A 24987-nucleotide genomic window follows, 5' to 3' on the forward strand; every position below is an offset into this window, starting at 1 on the left:
CCGACACACGGACATCGCCATGGCCCATGCCAAGCCCGCCCCGCACGACCCCGACGTCTATTTCGTGCCGCACGACAGCAAGTGGCCGTTGTTCGCGTCGGTCGCGCTGTTCGTCACGATGCTGGGACTGGCCAGCTGGTTCAACGAGGCGAGCTGGGGCCGGCCGATGTTCTTCGTCGGCGCGGCGGTGCTGTCGCTGATCCTGTTCAAGTGGTTCGCCGACGTGATCCTCGAATCGGTCTCGGGCTACTACAACCGGCAGGTCGACCTGTCGTTCCGCATGGGGATGGTGTGGTTCATCTTCTCGGAGATCATGTTCTTCGCCGCGTTCTTCGGCGCGCTGTTCTACGCGCGCACGCTGTCGCTGCCCTGGCTCGGCGGCGAAGGCAGTGGTGCGATGACCAATGCAGTGCTGTGGGACGGCTACAGCGCGGCCTGGCCGACGTCGGGGCCGGGCGCGGTCGGCGGCGCCTTCCAGACGATTCCGGCCTGGGGCCTGCCGCTGCTCAACACGCTGATCCTGCTGGCCTCGGGTGTGACGATCACGATCGCCCACCACGCGCTGCGCGCCGCGCGCCGCACCCAGCTGCTGGTGTTCCTCGGCGCGACGATCCTGCTCGGCTGCGTGTTCCTGTTCTTCCAGATCGAGGAATACGTCCACGCCTACCGCGACCTCAACCTGACGATGGGCTCGGGCATCTACGGCTCGACCTTCTTCATGCTGACCGGCTTCCACGGCGCGCACGTGACGCTGGGCACGATCATGCTGATCGTGATCTGGCTGCGCTGCTACAAGGGCCACTTCACGAAGGAAAACCACTTCGCGTTCGAGGCGGTGGCCTGGTACTGGCACTTCGTCGACGTGGTGTGGCTGATCCTCTTTCTGTTCGTCTACGTCGTCTGACGACGACGTAGACGAACGTGATTCGTGATTGCTGATTCGAAAGAGCAAACGCTCGCGCGATCCGCCTGTCCCAATCACGAATCACCAATCACAGCCACACGGAATCCGGACGGCGGCGTCAGCCGTAGACTCCATGCGGCCGGATCCATCCCATCGCGACCGCCAGCAGCACCAGGGCGATCAGGGCGACCGACAGACCGATGCGGCGCGTCAGCGCCTTCACGGTCCGGTCGCTCTGCCCCTTGTCGGTCAGCATGTAGTAGAGGCCGGCCCCGAGGTTCCAGAGAATCAGGAGCACGAAGCCGATGATCAACAGCGTCTTGAGCGAATCGTTCATCACCATGGCGAACTCCGTGGCGCGCGGGACGTGAGCGGAGTATCGCAGTGCACCGGGGGTGATGTGTGAGTCCGCGCGCCGCGCGCGTCGCCGGCTGGATGCTCGCCCTCGTGGTCATCGTGGTGTGCAGTGCACTCGGGCAGTGGCAGCTCACGCGCATGCACGAAAAGCGCGCGATGCTCGACGCGGTCGAGGCGGTACTCGAGGCCCGCGTGCCGGTGCCGCTCGCTCGCGCAGCCGACGCCGGCCGGGCGCGCGACTACGACTGGGCCGAGGGACGCGGGCGCTTCGTCGCCGGCAAGCCCTGGGTGCTCGACAACCAGATCCGCGACGGCCAGGCCGGCCTGCGCATCTACCGGCTGTTCGTTCCCGACGCCGGAACGCCGATGCTGGTGGACCTGGGCTGGACTCCGATCGTCGACCGTGCGGGCCGTCTGCCCGCATCCGACATCGTCGCCGGCGACGGCCTGGCCGGCGAGACCATGGTGCTCCGTGGCCTCCTGCTGCCGCCGCCCTCGAGCGGCCTCGCCCTGGGCCCCGCGGTCAGCGACGGCGATGCGTTCCTGATGACCCGCATCGACATGCAGGCGATCGGTGACGCGGCCGGCATCGCCGCGCCGGCGCCGCGCGTGTTGCGCCCGGATCCCGCGATGCCCCTCGGCCAGGCGCGCGATCTCGACATCCTGCCCAACACGCTGCCGCCCGAGAAACACCTGGGCTATGCGGTGCAGTGGTTCGGCCTCGCGCTGGCCGCGCTGGTCATCGCCCTCGTCCTCACCTTCCGGACCGCCCGCCGATGAGTTCCGATCTTCCCCGCGCCCGGCGCGACCGCAACCGCCTGCTGCTGGTGCTGATCGTCGTGCTGTTCCTCGGCAGCGCGCTGGTCGCCGGTGCGTTGCGGTTTTCCGGCTGGCGGCCGCACGCCATGCAGAACAAGGGCGAACTGCTCGATCCGCCGGCCGACCTGCGCGGCCTGTCGCCCCGCCTGACCGGCGGCGAGCCTTATTCATGGCGTCCGATCGAACGGCGCTGGCGCATTCTCGTGGCGCCGCCCGCGGGCTGTGCGGCCGCCTGCGTCGAACTGGCGCGCGAGCTCGATCTCGTCTGGCAGCTCTTCGGCCGCAACGCCGACCATGTCGACATCCTCTGGCTCGGCGACGTGCCCGAGGACGCGGTGCGCAATCCGGCCTGGCGCGTGCTCGAAGCTGACCCCGCGCTGCGCGCGGCCCTGCCACGCGTCGACGGCGGCCCCGGCGAAGCGGACAATGGCGTTCCCGCCTACGTCGTGGACCCGAACGGGTTCGTGATCCTGCGTTATGCCCCCGGGTTCGACCCCGGGCACCTGCGCACCGACATGGCCCGGCTGCTCAAGCTCAGATGATGACCCAGACCCCCTCCACGCACGGCAGTGCGTTCCGCCCGGCGGTCCACCGCCATTTCCACCGCATCGCCTGGCTGGCCGCGGCGCTGACGCTGTGCGTGATCGTGTTCGGTGCGTTCGTGCGCCTGTCCGATGCCGGCCTCAGCTGCCCGGACTGGCCCACCTGCTACGGACGCGCGGCGTGGCCGCAGGCGGCCGAAGAGGTGGCCGACCACGCGGCCACCGCGATCCGCGTACTCGAAACCGACAAGGCCTGGCGCGAGCAGGTGCACCGCCATCTGGCCGCGGTGCTGGGTGTGTTCGTGCTGGTGCTGGCGCTGATCGCGGCGCGCCGGCGCCGCTACGGCGTCGCCCAGGTGATCGGCGCCTCGCTGCTGGTGGCGCTGGCGATCCCGCTGTACATGGCGGGCCACGTGATGTCGGCGCTGGCGATCGCCGCGCTCGGCGAGGCGATCCTGCTGCTGGCCGCGCTGCGCTGGTCGAACGTCGACCTGGCGCGCGCGGCGGCGCTGACGCTGGCGGTGGTGGTCTTCCAGGCGCTGCTCGGCAAATGGACGGTGACGATGCTGCTCAAGCCGGTCATCGTCATGGGCCATCTGCTCGGCGGCATGCTGACGTTCTCGCTGCTGCTGTGGATGGCGTGGCGGGCGACGGTGCAGCCGATCGTGCTGGCCGATGCCGGCGTGCTGCGGCGCTGGGCGATCGCGGCGATCGCGCTGGTCGGCGTGCAGATCGCGCTCGGTGGCTGGGTCAGCGCGAACTACGCCGCGCTCGCCTGCGGGGCTGGCGGCTGGACCACGGCGGCGCACCACTACATCGATTTCCCGAAGTGCGTCGGCCAGTGGTGGCCCGCGGCCGATTTCCGCGAGGGCTTCGTGCTGTGGCGCGGCGTCGGTGTCGACTACGAGGGGGGCGTGCTCGACGGTGCGGCGCGGATCGCGATCCAGCTCGCGCACCGGGTGATGGGCGTGGTCGTGTTCGTGGGCCTGCTGGCGTTCGCCGCGCGCCTGCTGCGCACGCCGGGCCTGCGCGCCTGGGCGGTCGCGCTCGCGCTGCTGACCTGCGCGCAGGTCGCGCTGGGCATCCTCAACGTCAAGCTGTCGCTGCCGCTGTCGGTCGCGGTCATGCACAACGGCGGTGCGGCGCTGCTGCTGTTCGTGCTTGTGTCGCTGCTGGCGCGACTCAAGCGGCCGGACTGACATGGCGCACATCGCGAGCCAGTACTGGGAGCTGACCAAGCCGCGCGTCGTCGCGCTGATCGTGTTCACCGCATTGGTGGGCATGTTCCTCGCGGTGCCCGGCCTGCCGCCGTGGCAGGAGAGCGTGTTCGGCCTGCTCGGCATCTGGCTGGCCGCGGCATCGGCGGCGGCGATCAACCATCTGATCGACCAGCGCATCGACAAGGTCATGGCCCGCACCGCGAACCGGCCGCTGGCGACGGGCACGTTGCGGCCGGTGCAGGTGCTGGTGTTCGCGCTGGCGCTCGGCGCGGTGTCGATGGCGATCCTGGTGCTGCTGGTCAACGTGCTGACGGCGGCGCTGACGTTCGCCTCGCTGATCGGCTATGCGGTCGTCTACACGGGCTTTCTCAAGCGCGCGACGCCGCAGAACATCGTCATCGGCGGCATCGCCGGCGCGGCGCCGCCGCTGCTCGGCTGGGCCGCGGTGACCAACATGCAGGGCCAGTGGGACTGGGCGCATGCGCTGCTGCTTGTGCTGATCATCTTCGTGTGGACCCCGCCGCATTTCTGGGCGCTGGCGATCTTCCGCCGCGAGGACTACGCGCGCGCGCTGGTGCCGATGCTGCCGGTGACCCACGGCGTGGCGTACACGCGCTGGCAGATCCTGATCTACACCGTGCTACTGGTGCTGATCACGCTGCTGCCGACCGCGATCGGCATGAGCGGCCTGTTCTATCTCGGCGGCGCCGTGGTGCTGGGTCTGGTGTTCCTGTGGTACGCGTGGCGCCTGCTCGATCCGCCGGACGAGTTCTTCGCGATGCGGATGTTCAACTATTCCGTCGTCTACCTGATGGCGCTGTTCGCCTTCCTGCTGGTCGACCACTGGCTGCTGCCGTGGCTGCCCGGCGCCGGCGCGGCGACCGGTGGACTCGACTGGCAGCGGGTGGGCTGAGGAACGACCACCCGGCGGCGATCACGGCCGGGTGCCGGCGCGCCTTTGCGATACGCCGGCCGCCCGATCACATCGCATCGGGTCTGGCGTGGGGCGTGCTCAGCCCTGGACCTCCGCGAGCGCCGCATCAGCGCTCGGCACATGCAGGCATGCCTCCGGATTGCCGTCGAGCCCGGCGGGCATCCGGCAGGCGCGCGGCGCGAAATCGAGCGTGGGCTGCCAGCCGAGCTTGGTGTCCGGACGCAGCGCGACTTCGACGTCGACATCGCGGACGACCACGCGCGCACTGCGGTCCACGTCGCCGGTGTGCAGCCAGCCGTCGAGCGCGGTCGCGAGGGTCGGGTCGAGCAGGCGGTTGTCGTCGAGCAACGCGCGGACGTGCGCCAGCGCGACCGCCTGCTCGCCCGCCGTTCCGCTGGGTTCGATGTTGACGCTCGCCAGCATGCCGTCCTGCTGACGGAAGGCCACGCGTTCGGCCGGCACGGTGACCTGGCGGCCGTTGGGCAGGCGCAGCGTCACCTGCCGCGCCTGGGCGACGGTGTGCTCGGCGGCCAGGGCGCCGCCGCGTTCGGGCCAGGCCAGGTCGACCTGTTCGGCGACCGGCGCCGACAGATCGATGTGCAGCGGTTTGACCAGGGCCGGCGGCGTGTCGATCTTCGCGCAGGCCGAGAACAGGGTGACCGCCAGCGCGGCGGCGAGAACGGGCGTGCGGAACGGGATCGGTGTCATGGCAGAGGACCTGTCGCGAGGGAAGGAAAGGCAGGGCACCGTGCCGGGCACGTCTGTGCGGCCTCGGCGGATCCGGTTTCGGACAGACAGGCAGGCCGGGCCGATGGCCCGTGTGCGATCCCTGTCGATCCCCCTGCGGGCGATCAGACCAGCGCCGAAGTTAAGCGTCCGTCGACGGACGGCGCTGGAACCGGTTCCAGGCCGGAACGATTGGAGCCGATGTGCCGAAGCGTGACAGCGTGCCGGTCGTGCGGCTGAGGCGTGGTGCGGCGCGCCGGACACTCAGCCGGGCGCGATGCCTGCGCCGCGCTGTGCGAGCAGATCGCGCAGTTCCTGCTTGCCGACGGCATCGAGCGTGCCGCCGCGCTGCAGGTCGAGCAGGGCGTCGATGCGCTGCTGCACCACCTGGCGGTCCAGCTGGGCGATGACGTCGTGCAGCTCGGCCTGCCAGATCGTCTCGTCGCCGGGCAGGCTCTGGCTGGCGAGCTTCTGCAGCGCCGGCGCTTCCTCGCGGTCGTCGAAGTGCGCGAGCAGCATGCCGGTGCTGATGTCGGGGCGCACGCTGGCGAGCGCGATCAGTTCGGTCAGCAACTCGACACCGGGCTGGCGCAGGGCCACGAACGGATACGGCGGCGGCAACTGGGCCGCCATGCCGGGCTTCTGCAGCAGCAGCGCGATCGCGTGCCGCACCAGGCTGCGCTTGGGCGCGGGCACCGCGCGCCCGCCGCGCGGCATGCGACTCGGACCCTGGGCCTGCGCGGGTGTGGTTTGACCCAGGCCGGTGATCTCGGACAGGCGCTGGCGCATCAGATCGGCGAACGCCCCGTCGGGAATCTGCGCCAGCATCGGCTTCGCGCGCTCGGCCAGGCGCGCCTTGCCGTCGAGCGTCGACAAGGTGATGCCCTCGCCGAGGGTGTCGAAGAAGAACGTCGACAGCGGCGTGGCCCCGGCCAGGCGCGCCTCGAAGCCTGCCGCACCCTCGGTGCGCACGATGGTGTCGGGATCTTCGCCATCGGGCAGGAACAGGAAGAAGGCCTGGCGGCCGTCGCGCATGCGCGGCAGCACCGATTCCATCGCGCGCGTGGCGGCGCGGCGGCCCGCGGCGTCGCCGTCGAAACAGAAGAAGACGTCCGGCGCATTGCGGAACAGCAGTTCGGCGTGGTCGGGCGTGGTCGCCGTGCCCAGTGTGGCCACGGCCTGGGGCACGCCGAACTGGAACAGCGCGACCACGTCCATGTAGCCCTCGACGACCACCAGCCGCTCGATCTTCTGGTTGGCCTGACGCACCTGCCACAGGCCGTAGAGTTCGCGGCCCTTGTGGAACAGCGGCGTCTCGGGCGAGTTGAGGTACTTGGGTGAATCCTCCGGATCGAGCACCCGGCCGCCGAACGCGATCGGCCGGCCGCGGCGGTCATGGATCGGAAAGATCACCCGGTCGCGGAACTTGTCGTAGCTGTGGCCGCGGTCGTTCTTCGACAGCAGGCCGACCTTCTCCAGCACCGCCACCCGGCGCGTGTCGTCCTTGCCCAGCGCGTCCTTGAGTGCGGAAAAGCCATTGGGTGCGTAGCCGATGGCGAACTGCTCGCGTACCGCGTCACCCACGCCGCGGCGGTCGAGATAATCGCGGGCCTTGTCACTGTCGGCGAGCTGGCGGACGAAGAACCGGGTCGCGGCCTCGAGTGCGTCGTACATGGGCGCGCTGTCGGGGCGCACCTCGCGCTGCTGGCTATCGCGCGGCACCTCCATGCCGGCGCGCTTGGCCAGTTCGTCGACCGCATCGAGGAATTCGAGGCGGTCGTAGTTCATCAGGAAGCTGAGCGCGGTGCCGTGCGCGCCGCAGCCGAAGCAGTGATAGAACTGCTTGGTCGGCGACACCGTGAAGCTGGCCGAGCGCTCGTCGTGGAACGGGCAGCGCGACGCGTATTCCTTGCCCTGGCGCTTCAGCGGCACGCGCGCGTTGATCAGTTCGACGATGTCGGTACGCGCCAGCAGATCGTCGATGAAGGCGTCGGGGATGCGCGCCATCAGTCCGGCCCGCGGCAGGGGCGTGCGTCCCGGGCGACCGCGCCGCGCTCACGCGACCGCGTGCGCGGCTGCACGGAGGAGGGGGCGGCGGTGGTGTCGGGGACGTGGATCATGCGGGCGCTAGAATGCCACGCGCCGCGGAATTTCCCGCCGCTGGATTCAGGCCGGCGGCGTTCCGGCGGGCGGAACCGAAGACGGACGCGCCGGCACCAGGCCCGCCGCCGCCTGACGTTCGGCGCGCTTGCGCAGGGCGCGCTCGACCGAGGCCCGGCGCAGCCGATCGTCGATGACCGCAGTGATCAGCGCGCCGACGAAGAAGATCGTCGCCGCGTAATACATCCAGATCAGCAGGATCACCAGCGTGCCGAACGAGCCGTAGGCGCTGCCCGGCGCGGCCTTGGCGATGTACACGCCGATCGCCCAGCGGCCGAAGACGAACAGACCCGCGGTCACCAGGCCGCCGAAGAACGCCTGTCGCCAGCGCACGCGGCGATCGGGCAGGTAGTGGTACATCAGCGAGAACGCGAACGCGTACAGCACCAGGGCCATCACATTGCCCAGCAGCGGCAACAGCGACGGGACGTTGGCGAACACCACTTCCAGCGCGGTCGTCGCCAGGGTCGAGACCAGCAGCAGGAAGCCCAGCGCGAACACCACGCCGAACGAGAACACGCGCTTGCGCAGGAAGTCGACGATGCCGCCGGGCAGCGCGTCGCCATCGGTATGGAAGATCAGGTTCAACGTCGCCTGCAGCCGTGCGAAGACGACGGTCGCACCGACGAACAGCAGCAGCGTGCTCCAGATGCCGGCCAGCGATCCGATGTCGGGTTGTTCGGTCGCGTTCTGGATCACCGTGCCCGCGACTGCCTGCGCGCCTTCACCCGCGAGGGCGCCGATCTGCGCCAGCAGCGCTTCCTGCGCAGCCGGATACAGCGACGCCGTGACCCACAGCACCAGCACCAGCAACGGTGCCAGCGAGATCAGCATGTAGAACGACAGCGACGCCGCGTGGGTCAGCAGGTCGATCTCGATGAAACGCGTGACCAGCGTCGCCGGCACGCTCTCCTGCACGCGCGACACGCCCTTGTCGAGCTTTCGGCGGGTGCGGTGCCAGCGCGTGCGTGCAACGGGCGCGCTGTCGGCATCAGGTGGCGTGGGGTCGGGGGAGGTCGTGGTCATGCAGGGCGTCGTCGGCGCGTTGAAGCCGGTGCGTCCGGCGAAACGGCCCGGTCCGGCGGTGCCGTCACCTTAGCGACGGCGCGGTTGCGCGGCGTGAGGACGTCAGCGCGGAACGCGTGCGTCCGCAGCCAGCGCGCGCAGCGCATCGCCGTCGAGTCGCTGCACGGTCCAGCCGTCCTGGCCGACGGCGCCGATCGCGCGGTAGAAGCCGATCGCCGGCGCATTCCAGTCGAGCACCGACCACTCGAAGCGGCCGCAGCCGCGCTCGACCGCGAGCGCCGCCAGATGCGTCATCAGGTGCTTGCCGACGCCGTGGCCGCGATGCGCGGGGCGCACGTACAGATCCTCGAGATACAGGCCGCGCCGGCCGAGGAAGGTCGAGAAGTTGTGGAAGAACAGCGCGAAGCCGGCAGCCTCGCCGTCGACCTCGGCGATGACTACCTCGGCATCGGGCCGCGCGCCGAACAGCGCGGCCTCGAACCGCGCCGCGTCGGCGACCACCGCATCCGCCAGGCGCTCGTACTCGGCCAGTTCGCGGACGAATGCCAGGATCAACGGCACGTCCGCGCGCTGCGCCGGGCGCAGGACGATCCGCGGCGGCGCGACCGGGCTCACGACAGGGACTGCTTCACCAGGCGCGACACCTCGCCCATGTCGGCCTTGCCGGCCAGCTGCGGCTTGAGCACGCCCATCAGCTTGCCGATGTCGGCCGGGCCTGCGGCGCCGGTCTCGGCCTTGGCGGCGGCGATCGCCGCCAGGATCTCGGCCTCGCCGAGCTTCTCGGGGAGATAGCGCTCGATGACCACGATCTCGTCGCGTTCGATCTGGGCCAGGTCCTCGCGATTGGCGGCCTCGTACTGGCTCACCGAATCGCGGCGCTGCTTGACCATCTTTTCCAGCGCGGCCAGCACGGCGGCGTCATCGAGCTCGATGCGCTCGTCGACTTCGCGCTGCTTGATCGCCGACAGCATCAGGCGCACGACGCCGAGCGTCTGCTTGTCGCCGCTCTTCATCGCGGCCTTCATGTCGTCGGTGAGTCGGAGCTTCAGGGACATGGCGGACTCCATCGGATTGGGAAAAAACGCAGTGAAGCGGCATCGCGGGGACGACAAAAAGCCGGCGGCGCAGGGCGCTGCCGGCTTTCGCGTCATCAAACGTCCGAGCCGGGCACAGGGCCCGGCTCGCGCCGATCAATACAGGCGCTGGCGCTTGGTGACGTCGCGCGACACGCGACGGGCCTGACGCTTCACGGCGGCAGCGGCCTTGCGCTTGCGTTCCTGGGTCGGCTTCTCGTAAAACTCGCGCTTGCGGGTTTCGGCGAGCACGCCGGCCTTCTCGCAGGTGCGCTTGAACCGACGCAGCGCAAACTCGAAGGGCTCGTTTTCGCGGACTTTGACGCTTGGCATGGAATCTCCGGGGATCTGATCGTCCGGCCTTCATTGGCCGGTTCGAATCGAATTTCGAATGCGAATCCACCGGGCTCAGCCCCGGCGAGCCGCGTATCATAGCCGTGTCCCGCGGGGGTGTGCAAGCCGTGGGGCTGCCGCGCCCGGCGCGGCCCTTTCGTTCCGCTTCCCGGCAGCGCCCCGACATGAAAGTCCTCGGCATCGAAACTTCCTGCGACGAAACCGGCGTGGCCGTCTACGACACCGCCACCGGCGGCGCCGACGGCCTGCTGGCCCACGCCGTCTACAGCCAGATCGCCCTGCACGCCGAATACGGCGGCGTGGTGCCGGAACTGGCCAGCCGCGACCACGTGCGCAAGCTGCTGCCGCTGATCCGCCAGACCCTGGCCGAGGCCGGCCTGTCGACCGGCGATCTCGACGGCGTCGCCTATACCGCCGGCCCGGGCCTCGTGGGCGCGCTGCTGGTCGGCGCGGGCGTCGCGCGCGCACTGGGCTGGGCGCTGGATGTGCCGACGATCGGCGTGCACCACATGGAAGGCCATCTGCTGGCGCCGTTGATGGAAGACGATCCGCCGGCCGCTCCGTTCGTCGCGCTGCTGGTCTCGGGCGGGCATACCCAGCTGGTCGCGGTCGACGCGATCGGCAGTTACCGGCTGCTCGGCGAGACGCTCGACGACGCCGCCGGCGAGGCCTTCGACAAGACCGCGAAGATGATGGGCCTGCCGTATCCCGGTGGCCCGCAGCTGGCGGCGCTGGCCGAGCAGGGCACGCCGGGCGTCTACAAGTTCTCGCGGCCGATGACCGACCGGCCGGGGCTCGATTTCAGCTTCAGCGGGCTCAAGACCCAGGTGCTGCTGGCCTGGCAGGGCAGCGACCAGACCGACGCCACCCGCCGCGACATCGCCCGCGGCTTCGAGGACGCGGTGGTCGACACGCTGGCGATCAAGTGCGCCCGCGCGCTGGACGCGTCCGGCTGCGACACGCTGGTGGTCGCCGGCGGCGTCGGCGCCAACAAACGCCTGCGCGCGAAGCTGCAGGCCGACGCGCACCGGCGCGGCGGGCGCGTGTGCTTTCCGCGTCCGGCGCTGTGCACCGACAACGGCGCGATGATCGCCTTCGCCGGCGCACTGCGCCTGCAGGCCGGCCAGCACGACGACGCCACCGTGCGCGCGACCCCGCGCTGGGATATGGCGTCGCTGTCGCCCTTGGCGGCAGCGACGGGAATGGGGATTGGGGATTCGGGATTCGCAAACGCGGTGTGACTGCCGGCGGGGGCTTCACCGGCGTGGCGGTTAAGCTGTTGCCGTTGCTGTTTCCAATCCCACCTCCCCAATCCCGGATCCCGGCGTTTCCCCATGGACCACGTCTTCATCGAAGGCCTCGAGATCGAGGCGCTGATCGGCATCTACGACTGGGAGCGGCGCATCCGCCAGCCGCTGGTGTTCGATCTCGAGATGCGTTTCGACAACCGCGTGCCCGCGGCCAGTGACGACATCGCCGACACGCTGAACTACAAGGCGGTCAGCAAGCGCCTGATCGAGTACGTCTCGGCCTCGGACTTCGGCCTCGTCGAGACGCTCGCCGAGCGCTGCGCGGCGATCGTGATCGAGGAGTTCAACGTCGCTTCGGTACGCTTGAAGCTCAGCAAGCCGGGTGCGGTGCGTGGTGCACGCGCGGTCGGCGTGACCATCGAACGCAGTCGCCAGACCTGATCCACCGGCTCCGGCGCCGTGCCCTCCGGGCGCGCAGACCAGGAGATTCCATCCATGCAGACCCAGCTCGAACGGCTTCGCGACGTCATGGCCCCGTATCCCTGGGCCTATACGCTCACGGTGCTGGCGGGCCTGCTGCTGCTGGCCTGGTTGGCCAATCTGGTGACCAAGCGCGTGCTGCTGCGCGGGCTGCGCAGCGTGCTGCAGCGCACGCCGCTGGGCGGCGCGCAGCACGACCACGAGGTGCGGCTGCGGGTGATTCCGCGCCTGGCCAACGTGGTGCCGGCACTGGTGCTGTCGGCCGGCATCTCGATCGTGCCCGACCTGCCGCCGCAGGTGGTCACCGTGGTCAAGGCGCTGTGCCAGGTGTTCGTCGTGGTGACGATCGCACTGGCCGTGTCGCAGGCGCTCGATGCGATCAACCGCAATTACGAGCGCCGGCCCGAAGCACAGAACAAGCCGATCAAGGGTTACTTCCAGGTCGCTAAGATCATCATGTTCGTGCTGGTCGGCATCTCGGTCGTGGCCACGCTGATCGGCGCCGAGTTCCTGCACATCGTCACCGGCCTCGGCGCGATGACCGCCGTGCTGATGCTGATCTTCCAGGACACCATCCTGTCGCTGGTCGCCAGCGTGCAGATCAGCAACGATGGCCGCGTGCGCATCGGCGACTGGATCGAGATGCCCAGCCAGAACGCCGACGGCGACGTCATCGACATCGCGCTGCACACGGTGACGGTACGCAACTTCGACCGCACCGTGACCACGGTGCCGACCAAGAAGCTGGTCAGTGATGCGTTCAAGAACTGGCGGCACATGTCCGAGGGCGGTGGCCGCCGGATCAAGCGCTCGCTGCTGCTCGACCAGCGCAGCGTGCGCTTCCTCGAGCCCGACGAGATTGCGCGCTTCCGCCGCTTCACCGTGCTCGACGGTTATCTCGACCGCAAGGACGAGGAACTCCGTGCTTGGAACGCGGCCCTGGCAGAACGCGGCGCCGAGCCGGTCAACCATCGCCGGGTGACCAACCTCGGCACGTTCCGCGCCTACATCGAGCACTACCTGCGCAACCACCCCGACATCAACCAGGACCTGACGATGCTGGTCCGCCAGCTGCAGCCGACCGAGACCGGCCTGCCACTGGAGGTCTGGGCGTTCACCTCGAGCACCGCGTGGGGCGTTTACGAGGGCATCCAGTCGGACATCTTCGACCACCTGCTGGCGATCCTGCCGGAATTCGACCTGCGTGTGTTCCAGTCGCACAGCGATGCGCCGGTGGAGGTCAATCTGCGGCGGCTGGACGACACCGGTCCGGCGCCGGCCGCCGATGCGCGACCGCCGCGCGCCGCGCCGCCGCTGCCGGCACCCGACGCCGGCTGAGCCGCACCCCGCGTCTCGCATCGACGCGGGGCAATCGGCGATCATGGCGCCCCCACCGGAGTGCGCCATGGCCATCGCCCTGCTCAGCCTCGGCAGCAACGTCGAGCCCGAGACCCATCTGCGCGCGGCGATCGCCGCGCTGCGCGCGCGCTTCGAGGATGTGGTGATGTCGTCCGTCTACCGCTTTCCGGCGGTCGGCTACACGGGCCCGGACTTCCTCAATGCCTCCGCGACGATCCGCACCGATCTCGCGCCTGCGGCCTTGAACGACTGGCTGCACGCACTTGAAGACGCGCACGGACGCGACCGCAGCGGCCCGCGCTACAGCGACCGCACGCTGGACATCGACATCGTGCTGTTCGACGACGTGGTGCTGAGCGGCGCCGGCAATCTGCGCATTCCGCGCGACGAACTGCGCCATGCGTTCGTGCTCAAGCCGGCGGCGGAGATCGCGCCCGACTGGCGGCATCCCGTCGACGGCACGCCCCTCTCTCAGCTTTGGGACGCGCATGCGGATCGCGACATGGCGTTCGAGCGGGTCGAGGGCGTGAGCGGCGAGACCACCTGAGCCGCGCGGGCGGTTCGCGGTGCCGGGTACGCGCGCACGTGTTCGCGTGCGGCATGCCACCGGGACAGCGGGCGAGGCGACGATCCGCGGCGTTTCCCGACGGGGCGGGAATGACGTCCGTCACTTGGCGCGGGGCGCGGACCGCGCGACCATCGACGCGACGCCATTGTCCCGGCGTCGATCCATGACCGGGGAGTGCGGACCATGTTCGAGACGTTGTCGCGGAGCTGGGGGCTGGTGAAGTCGAGCGCGGCGGTGCTGCGTTCGGACAAGGAGCTGATGCTGTTTCCGGTGCTGTCGGGCCTGGCGTCGATGGTCGTGCTCGCGACCTTCGCGCTGCCGGTGTTCGCCTTGCGCGTGTTCGAGCACGGCATCGGCCTCGCCGGACTCGCGCTGGCCTTCGTGTTCTATTTCTGCCAGTACGCGGTGATCGTGTTCTTCAACGCCGCGCTGGTCGGTGCGGCGATGATCCGGCTCGATGGCGGCGACCCCACGCTGTCCGACGGCCTGGCCGCGGCGCGGCGCCGGTTGCCGGCGATCCTCGGCTACGCGGCGATCGCCGCGACTGTCGGCGTGCTGCTGCAGACGATGAAGCGCCAGGACAACAATTTCCTGGTACGGCTGCTGGGCAGCGGCCTGGGCGTGGCGTGGACGCTCGCGGCCTTCCTCGTCGTGCCCGTGCTGGTGAGCCGCGATGTCGGCCCGATCGACGCGCTCAAGCAGAGCGTCGCGCTGCTCAAGCGCACCTGGGGCGAAAACGCGCTCGGTAGCGTGGGCATCGGCGCGGCGTTCGGGCTGCTGACCGGGCTGGCGGTCGTCGCCGCGGTGGGGCTGAGTGTCATCGCGTTCCAGGGGTCGGTTGCGCTCGGCATCACGGTCGCGGTGGTGTGCGCACTCGCGCTGCTGCTGCTCGCGGTCTACCAGGCCGCGCTGACCGGCATCTATTCCGCGGCGCTGTACCGCTACGCGGTGTCGCACGAGGTGCCCGCGGGCTTCTCGGGCGCCCAGCTCGAGCACGCGTTCGCGCCCAAGCGCTGACCACCCGGCATACAGCGCCCCTGCAGGAGCGCGCGCGCGATGGGCGTTCGCTGGGAGGCCCATTCGCGCGCAAGCGCGCTCCTACACGGGCAACGGTGGCGAGTCGGCGCTGGCGCCGAGGCGCAGCCCTTCGCCGGGTGCCGCTACCGCGCAGCTGCCAACGAAGGCTGTTCGCTGGAACGCTTGCTTGCGCGCGAGCGTCTACGCAGGCATGGGGGCAAGCCGGCGCTAGAGCGAGCGGCCCCCGTCGAGGCGCAGCACTTCGCCCGTGGTGAAGCCGCCGCGCAGCAGCCAGGCCACGGCGTCGGCGATTTCCTCCGCGCTGCCGAGCCTGGCCAGCGGGGTCGCGTCGAGGATGCGCGCCTGCTGCGCGGTGTCCGCGCCGTCTTCCGGCCACAGGATCGCGCCCGGCGACACCGCGTTGACCCGCACCTCCGGGGCCAGCGCGACCGCGAGCCCGCGGGTCAGGCCGAGCAGCGCAGCCTTCGACGCCGCGTAGGCGACCAGGTCCGCGCGCGGGCGTTCGGCATACAGGTCGCCGATGTTGACGATCGCGCCCCGTGCCGCGCGCAGATGCGGCGCCGCAGCCTGCGCCAGCAGGAACGGCGCGCGCGCATTGGTCGCCATCAGCGCGTCGAACGCGGCGGCATCGGTGATCGCGAATGCGGCCGGCGCGAACGCCGCAGCGTTGTTGACCAGCGCATCGAGCCGACCGAAGTGGGCAACGGTCGTGTCGACCAAGTCCGCCAAGACGGCCGCCTCGGCCAGGTCGCCCTGCAGCACGCAGATGCTGCCCGGTCGCTGCGCATCGAGTTCGCCGCCCAGCGCATCGGCGTCGTCGCGCGAGCGGTGGCAGTGCAGGGCGACCGCATACCCATCGGCATGCAGGCGGCGCGCGATCGCCGCGCCGATGCGACGGGCAGCGCCGGTGACGAGGACGACAGGGGCGGAGGTGGGCATGGGGTGGGTGATGTGGCGACGGAATGTCACCTTAAGGCACCGGCGCGCGCACGTCCCGGCGGCTGGGTGCGCGATGCCTCAGGCCGATGCGGCGGGCGCGTTGAGCTCGCGTGCCACCGCCCGCGCTGGCGCACCCCGAGCTGCCACGTGAGCGCCGGGACGCGCAGCAGGTGTGCGACGCAGACGACCGCGCTGCCGTTCCCAGGACAGCACGGCGATCCGAACCCGTGCGCGTCACGACAGGCCCTGTGTTGTGCTCGCGTATCCTGACGCGCGCCTGTTCCGGAAAGTCCTGCATGTCCAGCCAGCCCCCTGTTCCGTCCGACGACGCGCTCGCCCACAGTGCGCGGCTGCGTGACCTGATCCACGCCCAGATCGCCGAGGCCGGCGGGGCGATTCCGTTCTGGAAATTCATGGAGCTGGCGCTGTATGCGCCGGGCCTGGGCTACTACAGCGCGGGCGCGGCGAAGTTCGGCGCGGCCGGTGATTTCGTCACCGCGCCCGAGCTCGGCGCGCTGTTCGCCGAGTGCGTTGCCGAGGCGTTCGCGCCGGTGCTGCGCGAGATCGGCGCCGACGCGCAGTTCCTGGAAATCGGCGGCGGCAGCGGTGCGTTCGCCGGCGATGCGCTGGCGCATCTGGCCGCGCTCGAGGCGGTGCCCGCGCGCTACGCGATCCTCGAGCCCAGTGCCGACCTGCGCGAACGCCAGCGCGCGCATCTGCAGCAGCGCCTGCCGGCGGACCTGTTCACGCGTGTCGATTGGGTCGACGGCCCGATGCCCGGCGACTGGCAGGGCGTGCTGTTCGCCAACGAGGTCGTCGATGCACTGCCCACGCCGCGCTTCGTCATCGGCGAGGGCGAGGTGTTCGAGGAGTACGTCACGCGTGACGGCGACGGGTTCGGTCGCACGCTGCATCCGGCCGATGCGCTGCTGGCCTCGGCGGTGCGCCATGTCGAGCGCCAGCGCGGCGCGCCGCTGGGCGACGGCTACCGCTCCGAACTGCTGCCGCAGCTGCCGTACTGGGTGCAGGCTGTCGCCGGTGGACTGCGTCGCGGCGCGATGCTGTTCGTCGATTACGGCTACGCGCGGCGCGAGTACTACCGCGACGACCGCGATGCCGGCACGCTGCGCGCGTTCCATCGCCATCAGGTGAGTGGGGATGTATTCGCGCTGCCGGGCCTGCAGGACCTGACCGCATCGGTGGACTTCACCGCGCTGGCCGAGGCCGGCACGCACGCCGGATTCGATTTCGCCGGCTACTGCAACCAGACCTCGCTGCTGCTCGGTAACCGGCTCGAACAGCGCCTGGCCGCGCACGAGGCGCACGCCGTCGACGAGGCCGCGCGCTACGCGCTGCGCCAGCAGGCCAAGCGGCTCACGCTGCCGGGCGAGATGGGCGAGGCCTTCCAGGCGATCGGCTTCGCGAAGGATGTCGACTTCGAGCACGCGTTCCTGATCGGCGATCTGAGTCACCGCCTGTGAGCCGCCGTCCGCGGTTCGGCCGTTCGTTCAAGCCGCTGCGTCGCCCGGTGCTGTGGGGCGGGCTGTGGATCGCGGCGATCGCGGTCGTCGTCGTGCTGTCGCTGGCGCCGTCGGTGCCGATGCCCGACGTGCCCGATGGCGACAAGCTCGGCCACTTCCTCGCCTACTTCGCGCTCGCCGCGGCCGCGGTGCAGCTCTATGCGCGCTGGCCGGCGCTGCTGGGTGCCGGCATCGGCCTGGTGCTGCTCGGCATCGGGCTCGAATACGCGCAGGGCGCATTGACCGCCACGCGCATGCAGGATGGCGCCGATGCATTCGCCAACACGCTCGGCGTGATCGTCGGTCTGTCCACGCGGCTCACGCCGTTCCGCGATGTGCTGCTGCAGTTCGATACGCGCGGGCTCGACGGGGTCGGGCGCTGAGCGCGGCATCGATTGCCCGATAATCCCCTCACTTTCGACCTGGTCCATCGCATGTCCGCTGTCCTGCCCTCCACCGCGCCTGCCGCCTATGCCGCGCGCGCCGATGCCCGTCTCACCTGGGCCCGCGAGGCGAGCGGCGACGCGACGCTGACGCTCGTCCGTGCATCGATGGACGCCGGCTTCCGCAGTTACTGGCGCGGCGAGGCGAACGGGCTGTCGCGCATCGTCATGGATTCGCCGCCGGATCTTGAGGACGTGCGCCCGTGGCTGCGCATCCGCGATCTGCTTGAGCACCACGGCGTGCGCGTGCCGCACGTGCTCGCGCGCGAGGTCGAATCGGGTTTCCTGCTGCTCGAGGATCTCGGCGGCGAGACCTGCCTGCAGGCGCTGGCATCGCTGGACGCCGACGCGCTGATGGACGCAGCCTTCGAACAACTGCTGCGTCTGCAGGCGATCGCGCCACCGGACGAATTGCCGGCCTTCGATGCGGCGATGCTGCGCCGCGAACTCGCGTTGTTCGAGGACTGGTTCCTCGGCCGGCATCTCGGCGTGACCCTGTCGGATGACGAGCGCGCGGGTTGGGAATCGGTGCAGGCGCATCTGGTCGGCGCGATGCTCGCGCAGCCCCAGGTGCTGGTGCATCGCGACTACATGTTGCGCAACCTGATGCCGGTCGAAGGCGGCGTCGCGGTGCTGGATTTCCAGGATGCGGTGGCCGGTCCGATCGCCTACGACGTGGCCTGCCTGCTGCGCGATGCCTTCCACAGCTGGCCCGAGGCGCAGGCCGATGCCTGGCTGGCGCGCTATCACGCCCGTGCGCGCGCCGCCGGACTGCCGCTGCCGGCGCACGCACAGTTCGTCCGCGATGCCGCGCTGACCGGCGTGCAGCGGCATCTCAAGGTCATGGGCATCTTCGCGCGTCTGCATCACCGCGACGGCAAGCCGAAGTACCTCGCCGATGCGCCGCGGTTCCTCGCCTATCTCGATGCGGTCGTGCCCACCGATCCGGCGCTCGCACCGCTGGGCGCGCTGCTCGACCGCCATGTGCGTCCGCGTCTCGTCGCGGACTGAGCCGAAGGCCCCAGCGCCATGCAGACCGTGATCCCGCAGCTGCGCATGACCGACGCCGAGCGCAGCCTCGCGTTCTACGCCGCGCTCGGCTTCACCGTCGACTGGGCGCATCGTTTCGATGCGGACATGCCGCTGTTCGCGCAGCTCACCCGCGACGGGCAGACGCTGTTCCTGACCGCCCACGCCGGCGATTGCGCGATCGGCGGCGCGGTGTACTTCAAGGTGGACGACGTCGACGCCTGTGCGCGTGCATTCGCCGCGGCCGGCGTGCCGATCGTGCAGCCGCCCTGGGACACCGACTGGGGCACGCGCGAGATGCTGCTCGTCGATCCCGACCACAACCGCCTGCGGTTCGCGCAGCACGCCGACTGATCGCGCCGCGGCGCGAGGAGATTCCGATGGACGACCTGTTCGCAGACGCCCCCAAGCCCGTCCACGGCATCCGCACCGGCATCGGCGGCTGGACCTTCGCGCCGTGGCGCGACAACTTCTATCCCAAGGGCCTGGTGCAGAAGCGCGAGCTCGAATACGCCAGTCGCCACCTGACCGCGATCGAGATCAACGGCACCTTCTACGGCACCCAGCCGCCCGAGGTCTACGCGCGCTGGCGCGACGAGACGCCCGAGGGCTTCGTGTTCTCGCTGAAGGCGCCGCGCTTCATCGTCGGCGCGCGGTCGCTGGCCGGCACCGGCGCGAAGATCGACGCCTTCGTGCACGGCGGCATCGGCGAACTCGGCAGCCGGCTCGGCCCGGTGCTGTGGCAGTTCGATCCGCGCCGCGCGTTCGACTACGACGACATCGCCGCGTTCCTCGACCTGTTGCCCCGTACGCTCGACGGCGCGCCGCTGCGCCACGTGCTGGAAGTGCGTCACCCGAGTTTCCAGTTGCCGGCCTACCTCGCGCTGATGCGCGAACACGGCCTGCCGTCGGTGTTCACCGATTCCACCGAGTACCCGTCGTTCGCCGACCTCAGCGGCGACATCGTCTATGCGCGTCTGATGGCCAGCCGCGAGCAGCACAAGGACGGCTACCCGGGCCTGCAACTCGACGCCTGGGCAGAGCGCGCCCACCAGTGGGCGCGTGGCGAGGCGCCGGGCGACCTGGCGTACGTCGAGGCCCGCGACGCCGCGCCGGTGACGCCGCGCGAGGTCTTCGTGTTCTTCATCTCGGCGGCGAAGGCGCGCAACCCGGCCGCGGCGATGGCCCTGCAGGCGCGGCTGTAGACGACGCGTCCGCGTCGCGCCGCGTCGATCAGTCGGCGGTACCGGCGCGTTCGGCGTCCAGACGGGCGTCCAACGCCTGCTCGGCCGTATCGGCATAGGCGCGGCAGTCCACCGGGCGGAGGCGTTCCAGCGTCGTGCCGTAGCGCAGACCACTGAACCCGGGGTGCGGCGTCAGCAGCAGGTCGCAGGGCAGGGCGCGGATGCGGGCGAAGCTGGCGCGGTAGTCCTCGACGATCCGCGGATAGCGGGGATTGTCGAGCAGCCGGTAGTCCGGCGCGCTCAGGCTGTCGGCGTAGACCAGCTGCAGCGGCGTGCCGTCCGTCGCCTGGTCCGTCCAGGTCCAGCTCATGCTGCCCGGCGTGTGGCCGGGCGTGAAGTGGACCTGCAGCCGCAGGTCGCCGAGCACGATGACCTCGCCGTCGAGCAGCAGGCGATCGGTAGTGACCGGCGGATAGACGAGGGCGTCGCCGAAGTGGATGTCGCCGCTGCCGCCACGGGCCAGCAGTTGTGCGGACTCGGCATTCGCCGCGACCCGTGCCCCGGTGGCCCGGCGCAGCGCCGCCAGCGGGCCGGCGTGGTCGGCATGGGCGTGGCTGAGCACGATCACCTTCAGATCCGACGGCGCGATGCCGAGTGCGGCCATGTTGGCGAGCAGGTGGTCGGCGGCCTGCGGCATGCCGCCGTCGATGAGGATCGCGCCCTCGCTGCCGACCAGCAGCAGCGCGCTGAGTTCGGCCGTGCCGATCTGCCAGGTGTGCGCGGCGATCTGCACCGGCGCGACCGGCTGCCGCCAAGGCGCGGGCACCTCGTAGGCGCGCAGCTGCGGCAGCGGCTCTGCGGGGTGGCCCTGGGCGTGGCCCGTCGCGGCGACGAGGAGGGCCGCGGCGAGGGTCGGTCGTGTCCAGCTGTGCATCGCGTGTCCTTGGAGTGGGTGACGGACCGATTGTCGGGACCCGGCGCGCGCACGAGAAGCGAGTCGATCTCATCGCAGCCATGAGCTGATCTAATGCCGGCATGGACAATCCGCACCTGCCGCTGACCGGGCTGCGGGCCTTCGAGGCCGCCGCCCGCCATCTCAATTTCACCCGCGCCGCGCTGGAGCTGCGCATCACCCAGGCGGCGCTGAGCCATCGCATCCGCGGGCTGGAGACACGCTTGGGGTGCACGCTGTTCCGCCGCCTGCCGCGCGGCGTAGCGCTGACCGACGAGGGCGCGGCCCTGCTGCCGGCGATCGGCGATGCGTTCTCGCGCATCGATGCCGCACTGGCGCGTTTCGACGGTGCCAGCCCGCGCGAGGTGCTGACGGTCAGCGCGGTCGCCACCTTCGTCACCGGCTGGCTGCTGTCGCGGCTGCCTGCGTTCGAGACCGCACACCCGGGCATCGACCTGCGCCTGCTGACCCACAACAACCGCATCGATCAAGCCGGCGAGGGGCTGGACCTGGCCGTGCGCTTCGGCGACGGCAGCTGGCTGGGCCTGGACGCGGTGCACCTGTGCGCTGCGCCGTTCGCGCCCGTGTGCGCGCCGGCGTTGGCGCGGCGCGTGCGCCGCCGCAGCGATCTGGTCGGCCTGCCGTTGCTGCGGTCCTACCGGCCGGACGAATGGGCGCGCTGGTGCGCGGCCGCGAAACTGCCGATGCCCGCCTTGCGCGGGCCGGTGTTCGATTCCTCGCTGGCGATCGCCAGTGCGGCCGCGGCCGGCGCCGGCGTGGCGCTGCTGCCGGTGGCGATGTTCGAACAGGATCTCGCCAGCGGGCGCCTGGTGCGGCTGTCGCCGGTCGAGGTGAACGTCGGTGGTTACTGGCTGACGCGGCTCAGGTCGCGGGAGGAAACGCCGGCGATGCAGGCGTTCCGCACCTGGGCGGGCGCGAACTGAATCAGCCGCGCGTTCGGGTGGCGGCGATCGCCGCGATCCGTGCCTTGCGCAATGCCTCGCCGACCGCCGGGCCGGTGATGCCGTCGGCGGCGATGTCGCGGGCATTGCGCGCGAGCGCGGCGGCGTGTGCGCGCCGCAGCATGTCGGCCTGCGGATAGGCGTCCTCGGCGCTGCCGAGACGGCCGCGCTTGTCGCATTCGCACACCAGCGCCAGCTGGGCGATGCGCTCGGGCTTGCGGAAGCCGTCGCAGCGCGCGATCAGGTCGTGCAGCGTCTCGTCGCGCAGCTCGGCGATGCGATGCACGTTGAGATGTTCGCGGCAGGCGACGATCGCGAGTTCGCGATGCGCCGCCGGCACCTTCAGCCGCGCGCACAAAGCGTCCAGCGGTTTCAGCCCCGCATGTTCGTGGCCGATGTGGCGGGGCAGCTGGTCCTTCGGCGTCAGCGCCTTGCCGAGATCGTGGGTCAGTGCGGCGAACCCGATCAGCGCATCGCCCGGCGCGAGGCGCGCGGCCATGTCGCTGACCAGCTCCTGGTGCACGCCGGTATCGACTTCGGGATGGTATTCGGCGCGCTGCGGCACGCCGTAGAGCGCGTCGATCTCCGGCAGCACCACCGCGAGCGCGCCGCAGTCGTGCAGCGTGCGCAGGAACGCCGACGGTTGCGCCGAAGCGAGCGCGCGCGACAGCTCCTGCCACACCCGTTCGGGCGTCAACGCCTCGAGTTCACCGGCCTCGACCATGCCCCGCATCAGCGCCATGGTCGCGTCGGCGACGGTGAAGCCGAGCGGCGCGAAGCGGGCCATGAAGCGTGCGGCGCGCAGCACCCGCAACGGGTCTTCGGCGAACGCGGGGCCGACATGTCGCAGCACGCGCGCCTCGATGTCGCGCACGCCGCCGTGGGGGTCGACCAGGGTGCCGTCGGGCGCTTCGGCAATCGCGTTGATCGTGAAGTCGCGACGACCGAGGTCCTGCTCCAGCGTCACCGATGGGTCGGCGTCGACGACGAAGCCGCGATAGCCGCGCCCGGACTTGCGCTCGGTCCGCGCCAGCGCGTACTCCTCGGACGTGTCGGGATGCAGGAACACCGGGAAATCACGGCCGATCGCGCGGAAACCGGCGGCCTCCATCGCCGCCTGCGTTTCGCCGACGACGACCCAGTCGCGGTCGCCGGGCGGGCGTCCCAGCAGACGGTCGCGGACTGCACCGCCGACGAGATAGATGTGCATGGACATGGACGGGTGCCGGATCACGAGAGGAGCATCGCCCGTGCAGCCTAACGGGCTGTGGCCCCGGACGGGCCGAACTCGCGTTCGTAGGTCGCGCGCTCGGCATCGTTCATTCGCGAGCGGACGTCGTGGAAGATCCAGGTCCGGGGTTCGGTGTGCCAGCGGTAATGACGCAGGCGCAGCCCTGCGATCGGCTCGGCCGTTGCGATTTCCAGCCGATGCGGCACGCGGCCGGCTTCGAGGCCCAAGGCGGGTAACGCAGCGGGCGTGCGCCAGTCGCCGGGGATGTCGAGCGAACGCCAGACCATGACCAGCGCGGACGGGATCTCGCGGCCGGCCGCGTCGACCGGCACCGCCGTCGTCCAGCGGCCCTGTCGATCCGCCGGCTGCGAATAGGGCTGGATGAGCGCCGCCCGGTGGGGTGATGTCCATTCGATCCGCGTGTCGCCTGCGTGCATCGTCTGCGCCGGGCGGACGACGGTGTCCGCGCCGTCCCAGCGGTAAACGTTCGCGTCGCCCCTCATCCGGATCGTGTGCGCCGCCGCGAGGGTCTCCGCCGCCACGTCGTGCGGCAGGTGGAACGGGAACATCAGCTGGGTCTCGTCGACGCGCTGGCGGTCCTGCATCGACACGGTCGGGTGCACCAGCGTGGCCTCGGCGCCGGCAAGCGGACGTCCGGCCTGGTCGAGCAACGCGACGTCGCGCACGCGCAGGGTGGAGAATTCGGACAGCGGCGGCCCGGCCTTGCCGATCGCGCGTCCATCGGCCCCGATCGTGATGATGAGGCGGGGACCGTGCGGCTGGCGTTTGAGGCCGAAGACCAGCATCGCGTCGGTTGCGGGCACCTGCCCGGCCGGCATCCAGGGTTCGAGTGCGCCCTCGGGCGTGGGGTGCAGTCTGAAAAGCGCCGGATCGTCGGTCGGTGCCGAGAACGGCGGATGGCCCAGCGCGGCCTCGATCGATTCGACATACGCGTGCGCCTGCTCGGGATCGAGTTCGAGATCGAGCGTGGGCTCCGTCGCCATGTCCACCACGTGCAGGCGATGCGCCTGGGGCGCATCGGCGCCCACGGGGGGGCGCTCGAGATAGAGGCGTGTCTCGAGCGGCTGACCGTCGTGGAGGCGGACCGCCTGCCGGCCGTGGCCCCGCAGGTCGTCGCCGCTGAATTCGAGATCCAGCACCGCGATCGCGTCGTCGATCGTGCGCACCTGCATGCGGGTTTCCAGGGACGCGAAGTCACCGGTGCGGTCGTGGCGGACGATGGCGTGGCCCGTCTGCGGCGCCGTCGGCAGCACGACCGGGCGCAGCGCGAGCGCGGCCAGGCGGGTGGAGACCAGCAGGCCCTCGTCCGGCTGCGACCCGCTCAGCGTCCGCCACGCCGTGGGATCGACCGGCCGCACTGCAACGCCATCGGGCTGCACCCGCAGATCGAAGCCGCTGGTGAGCACCGCGCGCACGGCGCGATCCTCGGCGTGCCGATCGTCGAGCGAGAACGAGTCGATGCCGGGCATGTCCGGCGCGCGCGCCCACAACGGGCGAAGCCGAAGCTGCAGGCCGTCTCCCGTGCCCGTGACCGGCGAGACGGTGGCATACGTCCAGTGCCGCAGGGTCGGTGCGTCCGATGTGTCGCGTGTGATCGCATGGGCGATGAAGACCACGCGGGCGTCGGCCTCAACTGCTGCCTGCACCAGGCCGGCCAACATCCACAGGCACGCGCCTGCCATTACGCCACGCCAACACACCATGGATCGCTTCCTTTCGTTTGCTGGAGGCGCCGTCGGCCGACGCCGGGCGCGGTCCGCCGAAGGCAGCCGCCCATTGTTCCAGATGCGCCCGGTGCGGTGAAGCGCGTTCCATTGCGACGAGCGCTGCGTCTGCGCCTGCGCATGTGCGTCGCACGCAAGGATGGCAGCGCACCAAGCTGCGCGCGACCGGTAG

Annotated in this window: 27 protein-coding genes; 16 read left to right on the plus strand and 11 right to left on the minus strand. The window is 70.5% G+C overall.

Annotation, left to right across the window (positions count from 1 at the left end):
• Nucleotides 1–19 precede the first annotated feature (19 nt).
• A complete protein-coding gene (locus ACF3M1_RS00895) occupies nt 20–904 on the plus strand; it encodes a cytochrome c oxidase subunit 3 (protein ID WP_394003044.1) in 885 nt (294 codons plus the stop codon).
• 118 nt (nt 905–1022) lie between these two features.
• Here the strand turns inward: ACF3M1_RS00895 and ACF3M1_RS00900 are convergent, their stop codons facing one another.
• Entirely contained in the window at nt 1023–1241 is a 219-nt protein-coding gene (locus ACF3M1_RS00900; protein WP_394005141.1) for a twin transmembrane helix small protein, read from the minus strand.
• 65 nt (nt 1242–1306) lie between these two features.
• On the opposite strand from ACF3M1_RS00900, the gene ACF3M1_RS00905 reads away from it, so the two are divergent.
• From ACF3M1_RS00905 to cyoE, 4 genes are read left to right on the plus strand one after another with little or no spacing between them, the layout of a single operon-like run.
• Complete coding sequence (locus ACF3M1_RS00905; RefSeq protein WP_394003046.1) at nt 1307–2041, plus strand: SURF1 family protein; 735 nt, start codon at nt 1307–1309, stop codon at nt 2039–2041.
• Entirely contained in the window at nt 2038–2622 is a 585-nt protein-coding gene (locus ACF3M1_RS00910) for a hypothetical protein (protein WP_394003048.1), read from the plus strand. Before ACF3M1_RS00905 ends, ACF3M1_RS00910 begins: the two co-directional genes overlap by 4 nt.
• On the plus strand, nt 2622–3821 hold the full coding sequence (locus ACF3M1_RS00915) for a heme A synthase (protein WP_394003050.1): 1200 nt from the start codon (nt 2622–2624) through the stop codon (nt 3819–3821). The genes ACF3M1_RS00910 and ACF3M1_RS00915 overlap by 1 nt, the downstream gene beginning before the upstream one ends.
• A 1-nt stretch (nt 3822) precedes the next feature.
• Nucleotides 3823–4755: a heme o synthase gene (cyoE, locus tag ACF3M1_RS00920; protein WP_394003051.1), complete on the plus strand. Its 933-nt coding sequence runs from the start codon at nt 3823–3825 to the stop codon at nt 4753–4755.
• Nucleotides 4756–4854: 99 nt separating this feature from the next.
• On the opposite strand, the gene ACF3M1_RS00925 is transcribed toward cyoE, so the two are convergent.
• The 6 genes from ACF3M1_RS00925 to rpsU form a co-directional block, all read right to left on the minus strand.
• Nucleotides 4855–5484: a hypothetical protein gene (locus tag ACF3M1_RS00925; protein ID WP_394003053.1), complete on the minus strand. Its 630-nt coding sequence runs from the start codon at nt 5482–5484 to the stop codon at nt 4855–4857.
• Between the two features lie 282 nt (nt 5485–5766).
• Complete coding sequence (dnaG, locus tag ACF3M1_RS00930; protein ID WP_394003055.1) at nt 5767–7509, minus strand: DNA primase; 1743 nt, start codon at nt 7507–7509, stop codon at nt 5767–5769.
• A 159-nt stretch (nt 7510–7668) separates the two neighbouring features.
• On the minus strand, nt 7669–8688 hold the full coding sequence (locus tag ACF3M1_RS00935; protein WP_394003057.1) for a YihY/virulence factor BrkB family protein: 1020 nt from the start codon (nt 8686–8688) through the stop codon (nt 7669–7671).
• 102 nt (nt 8689–8790) lie between these two features.
• Nucleotides 8791–9303: a GNAT family N-acetyltransferase gene (locus ACF3M1_RS00940; RefSeq protein ID WP_394003059.1), complete on the minus strand. Its 513-nt coding sequence runs from the start codon at nt 9301–9303 to the stop codon at nt 8791–8793.
• On the minus strand, nt 9300–9743 hold the full coding sequence (locus tag ACF3M1_RS00945) for a GatB/YqeY domain-containing protein (RefSeq protein WP_394003061.1): 444 nt from the start codon (nt 9741–9743) through the stop codon (nt 9300–9302). Before ACF3M1_RS00945 ends, ACF3M1_RS00940 begins: the two co-directional genes overlap by 4 nt.
• Before the next feature lie 135 nt (nt 9744–9878).
• A complete protein-coding gene (gene rpsU / locus ACF3M1_RS00950) occupies nt 9879–10094 on the minus strand; it encodes a 30S ribosomal protein S21 (protein ID WP_047138278.1) in 216 nt (71 codons plus the stop codon).
• Between the two features lie 185 nt (nt 10095–10279).
• On the opposite strand from rpsU, the gene tsaD reads away from it, so the two are divergent.
• From tsaD to ACF3M1_RS00975, 5 genes are all read left to right on the plus strand, one after another.
• Nucleotides 10280–11356 (plus strand): tRNA (adenosine(37)-N6)-threonylcarbamoyltransferase complex transferase subunit TsaD, encoded by a 1077-nt coding sequence (tsaD, locus tag ACF3M1_RS00955; protein WP_394003063.1) that lies wholly within the window; start codon nt 10280–10282, stop codon nt 11354–11356.
• 93 nt (nt 11357–11449) lie between these two features.
• On the plus strand, nt 11450–11806 hold the full coding sequence (gene folB / locus ACF3M1_RS00960) for a dihydroneopterin aldolase (protein WP_394003065.1): 357 nt from the start codon (nt 11450–11452) through the stop codon (nt 11804–11806).
• A gap of 54 nt (nt 11807–11860) precedes the next feature.
• Nucleotides 11861–13183, plus strand: a complete 1323-nt coding sequence (locus ACF3M1_RS00965) for a mechanosensitive ion channel family protein (protein WP_394003067.1) — start codon at nt 11861–11863, stop codon at nt 13181–13183.
• A gap of 67 nt (nt 13184–13250) precedes the next feature.
• Nucleotides 13251–13751: a 2-amino-4-hydroxy-6-hydroxymethyldihydropteridine diphosphokinase gene (gene folK, locus ACF3M1_RS00970; protein WP_394003069.1), complete on the plus strand. Its 501-nt coding sequence runs from the start codon at nt 13251–13253 to the stop codon at nt 13749–13751.
• Between the two features lie 204 nt (nt 13752–13955).
• The gene (locus tag ACF3M1_RS00975; RefSeq protein ID WP_394003071.1) at nt 13956–14789 is read left to right on the plus strand and encodes a DUF6159 family protein; all 834 of its coding nucleotides are present in this window, start codon (nt 13956–13958) and stop codon (nt 14787–14789) included.
• 228 nt (nt 14790–15017) lie between these two features.
• On the opposite strand, the gene ACF3M1_RS00980 is transcribed toward ACF3M1_RS00975, so the two are convergent.
• Nucleotides 15018–15749 carry a pteridine reductase gene (locus ACF3M1_RS00980; RefSeq protein WP_394003073.1) on the minus strand — a complete coding sequence of 244 codons (732 nt, stop codon included), beginning with the start codon at nt 15747–15749 and terminating at the stop codon, nt 15018–15020.
• Between the two features lie 227 nt (nt 15750–15976).
• On the opposite strand from ACF3M1_RS00980, the gene ACF3M1_RS00985 reads away from it, so the two are divergent.
• The 5 genes from ACF3M1_RS00985 to ACF3M1_RS01005 are packed head-to-tail and all read left to right on the plus strand — an operon-like array spanning nt 15977 to nt 19946.
• A complete protein-coding gene (locus tag ACF3M1_RS00985; protein ID WP_394003075.1) occupies nt 15977–17230 on the plus strand; it encodes a class I SAM-dependent methyltransferase in 1254 nt (417 codons plus the stop codon).
• Nucleotides 17227–17652, plus strand: coding sequence for a VanZ family protein (locus ACF3M1_RS00990; RefSeq protein ID WP_394003077.1), 426 nt, complete (start codon nt 17227–17229; stop codon nt 17650–17652). Before ACF3M1_RS00985 ends, ACF3M1_RS00990 begins: the two co-directional genes overlap by 4 nt.
• A 51-nt stretch (nt 17653–17703) precedes the next feature.
• Nucleotides 17704–18723 (plus strand): aminoglycoside phosphotransferase family protein, encoded by a 1020-nt coding sequence (locus tag ACF3M1_RS00995; RefSeq protein ID WP_394003079.1) that lies wholly within the window; start codon nt 17704–17706, stop codon nt 18721–18723.
• 18 nt (nt 18724–18741) lie between these two features.
• A complete protein-coding gene (locus ACF3M1_RS01000) occupies nt 18742–19095 on the plus strand; it encodes a bleomycin resistance protein (protein ID WP_394003081.1) in 354 nt (117 codons plus the stop codon).
• Nucleotides 19096–19121: 26 nt separating this feature from the next.
• Complete coding sequence (locus ACF3M1_RS01005; RefSeq protein WP_394003082.1) at nt 19122–19946, plus strand: DUF72 domain-containing protein; 825 nt, start codon at nt 19122–19124, stop codon at nt 19944–19946.
• Between the two features lie 28 nt (nt 19947–19974).
• On the opposite strand, the gene bla is transcribed toward ACF3M1_RS01005, so the two are convergent.
• On the minus strand, nt 19975–20859 hold the full coding sequence (bla, locus tag ACF3M1_RS01010; RefSeq protein WP_394003084.1) for a subclass B3 metallo-beta-lactamase: 885 nt from the start codon (nt 20857–20859) through the stop codon (nt 19975–19977).
• Nucleotides 20860–20960: 101 nt separating this feature from the next.
• Between bla and ACF3M1_RS01015 the strand changes: the two genes are divergently transcribed.
• The gene (locus ACF3M1_RS01015; protein ID WP_394003086.1) at nt 20961–21821 is read left to right on the plus strand and encodes a LysR family transcriptional regulator; all 861 of its coding nucleotides are present in this window, start codon (nt 20961–20963) and stop codon (nt 21819–21821) included.
• 1 nt (nt 21822) lies between these two features.
• On the opposite strand, the gene ACF3M1_RS01020 is transcribed toward ACF3M1_RS01015, so the two are convergent.
• Nucleotides 21823–23049 (minus strand): multifunctional CCA addition/repair protein, encoded by a 1227-nt coding sequence (locus ACF3M1_RS01020; protein WP_394005142.1) that lies wholly within the window; start codon nt 23047–23049, stop codon nt 21823–21825.
• 47 nt (nt 23050–23096) lie between these two features.
• A complete protein-coding gene (locus ACF3M1_RS01025) occupies nt 23097–24773 on the minus strand; it encodes a hypothetical protein (RefSeq protein ID WP_394003088.1) in 1677 nt (558 codons plus the stop codon).
• Nucleotides 24774–24987: the final 214 nt, after the last annotated feature.

It is taken from the genome of Luteimonas sp. WGS1318 (assembly GCF_043187535.1).
Lineage (GTDB): Bacteria > Pseudomonadota > Gammaproteobacteria > Xanthomonadales > Xanthomonadaceae > Luteimonas.

Coding starts and splice junctions, on each gene's coding strand:
- ACF3M1_RS00895 (WP_394003044.1), top strand. CDS start 20: ATGGCCCATGCCAAGCCCGCCCCGCACGACCCCGACGTCTATTTCGTG.
- ACF3M1_RS00900 (WP_394005141.1), bottom strand. CDS start 1,241: ATGAACGATTCGCTCAAGACGCTGTTGATCATCGGCTTCGTGCTCCTG.
- ACF3M1_RS00910 (WP_394003048.1), top strand. CDS start 2,038: ATGAGTTCCGATCTTCCCCGCGCCCGGCGCGACCGCAACCGCCTGCTG.
- ACF3M1_RS00915 (WP_394003050.1), top strand. CDS start 2,622: ATGACCCAGACCCCCTCCACGCACGGCAGTGCGTTCCGCCCGGCGGTC.
- cyoE (WP_394003051.1), top strand. CDS start 3,823: ATGGCGCACATCGCGAGCCAGTACTGGGAGCTGACCAAGCCGCGCGTC.
- ACF3M1_RS00925 (WP_394003053.1), bottom strand. CDS start 5,484: ATGACACCGATCCCGTTCCGCACGCCCGTTCTCGCCGCCGCGCTGGCG.
- dnaG (WP_394003055.1), bottom strand. CDS start 7,509: ATGGCGCGCATCCCCGACGCCTTCATCGACGATCTGCTGGCGCGTACC.
- ACF3M1_RS00935 (WP_394003057.1), bottom strand. CDS start 8,688: ATGACCACGACCTCCCCCGACCCCACGCCACCTGATGCCGACAGCGCG.
- ACF3M1_RS00945 (WP_394003061.1), bottom strand. CDS start 9,743: ATGTCCCTGAAGCTCCGACTCACCGACGACATGAAGGCCGCGATGAAG.
- rpsU (WP_047138278.1), bottom strand. CDS start 10,094: ATGCCAAGCGTCAAAGTCCGCGAAAACGAGCCCTTCGAGTTTGCGCTG.
- tsaD (WP_394003063.1), top strand. CDS start 10,280: ATGAAAGTCCTCGGCATCGAAACTTCCTGCGACGAAACCGGCGTGGCC.
- folB (WP_394003065.1), top strand. CDS start 11,450: ATGGACCACGTCTTCATCGAAGGCCTCGAGATCGAGGCGCTGATCGGC.
- ACF3M1_RS00965 (WP_394003067.1), top strand. CDS start 11,861: ATGCAGACCCAGCTCGAACGGCTTCGCGACGTCATGGCCCCGTATCCC.
- folK (WP_394003069.1), top strand. CDS start 13,251: ATGGCCATCGCCCTGCTCAGCCTCGGCAGCAACGTCGAGCCCGAGACC.
- ACF3M1_RS00975 (WP_394003071.1), top strand. CDS start 13,956: ATGTTCGAGACGTTGTCGCGGAGCTGGGGGCTGGTGAAGTCGAGCGCG.
- ACF3M1_RS00980 (WP_394003073.1), bottom strand. CDS start 15,749: ATGCCCACCTCCGCCCCTGTCGTCCTCGTCACCGGCGCTGCCCGTCGC.
- ACF3M1_RS00995 (WP_394003079.1), top strand. CDS start 17,704: ATGTCCGCTGTCCTGCCCTCCACCGCGCCTGCCGCCTATGCCGCGCGC.
- ACF3M1_RS01000 (WP_394003081.1), top strand. CDS start 18,742: ATGCAGACCGTGATCCCGCAGCTGCGCATGACCGACGCCGAGCGCAGC.
- ACF3M1_RS01005 (WP_394003082.1), top strand. CDS start 19,122: ATGGACGACCTGTTCGCAGACGCCCCCAAGCCCGTCCACGGCATCCGC.
- bla (WP_394003084.1), bottom strand. CDS start 20,859: ATGCACAGCTGGACACGACCGACCCTCGCCGCGGCCCTCCTCGTCGCC.
- ACF3M1_RS01015 (WP_394003086.1), top strand. CDS start 20,961: ATGGACAATCCGCACCTGCCGCTGACCGGGCTGCGGGCCTTCGAGGCC.
- ACF3M1_RS01020 (WP_394005142.1), bottom strand. CDS start 23,049: ATGCACATCTATCTCGTCGGCGGTGCAGTCCGCGACCGTCTGCTGGGA.
- ACF3M1_RS01025 (WP_394003088.1), bottom strand. CDS start 24,773: ATGGCAGGCGCGTGCCTGTGGATGTTGGCCGGCCTGGTGCAGGCAGCA.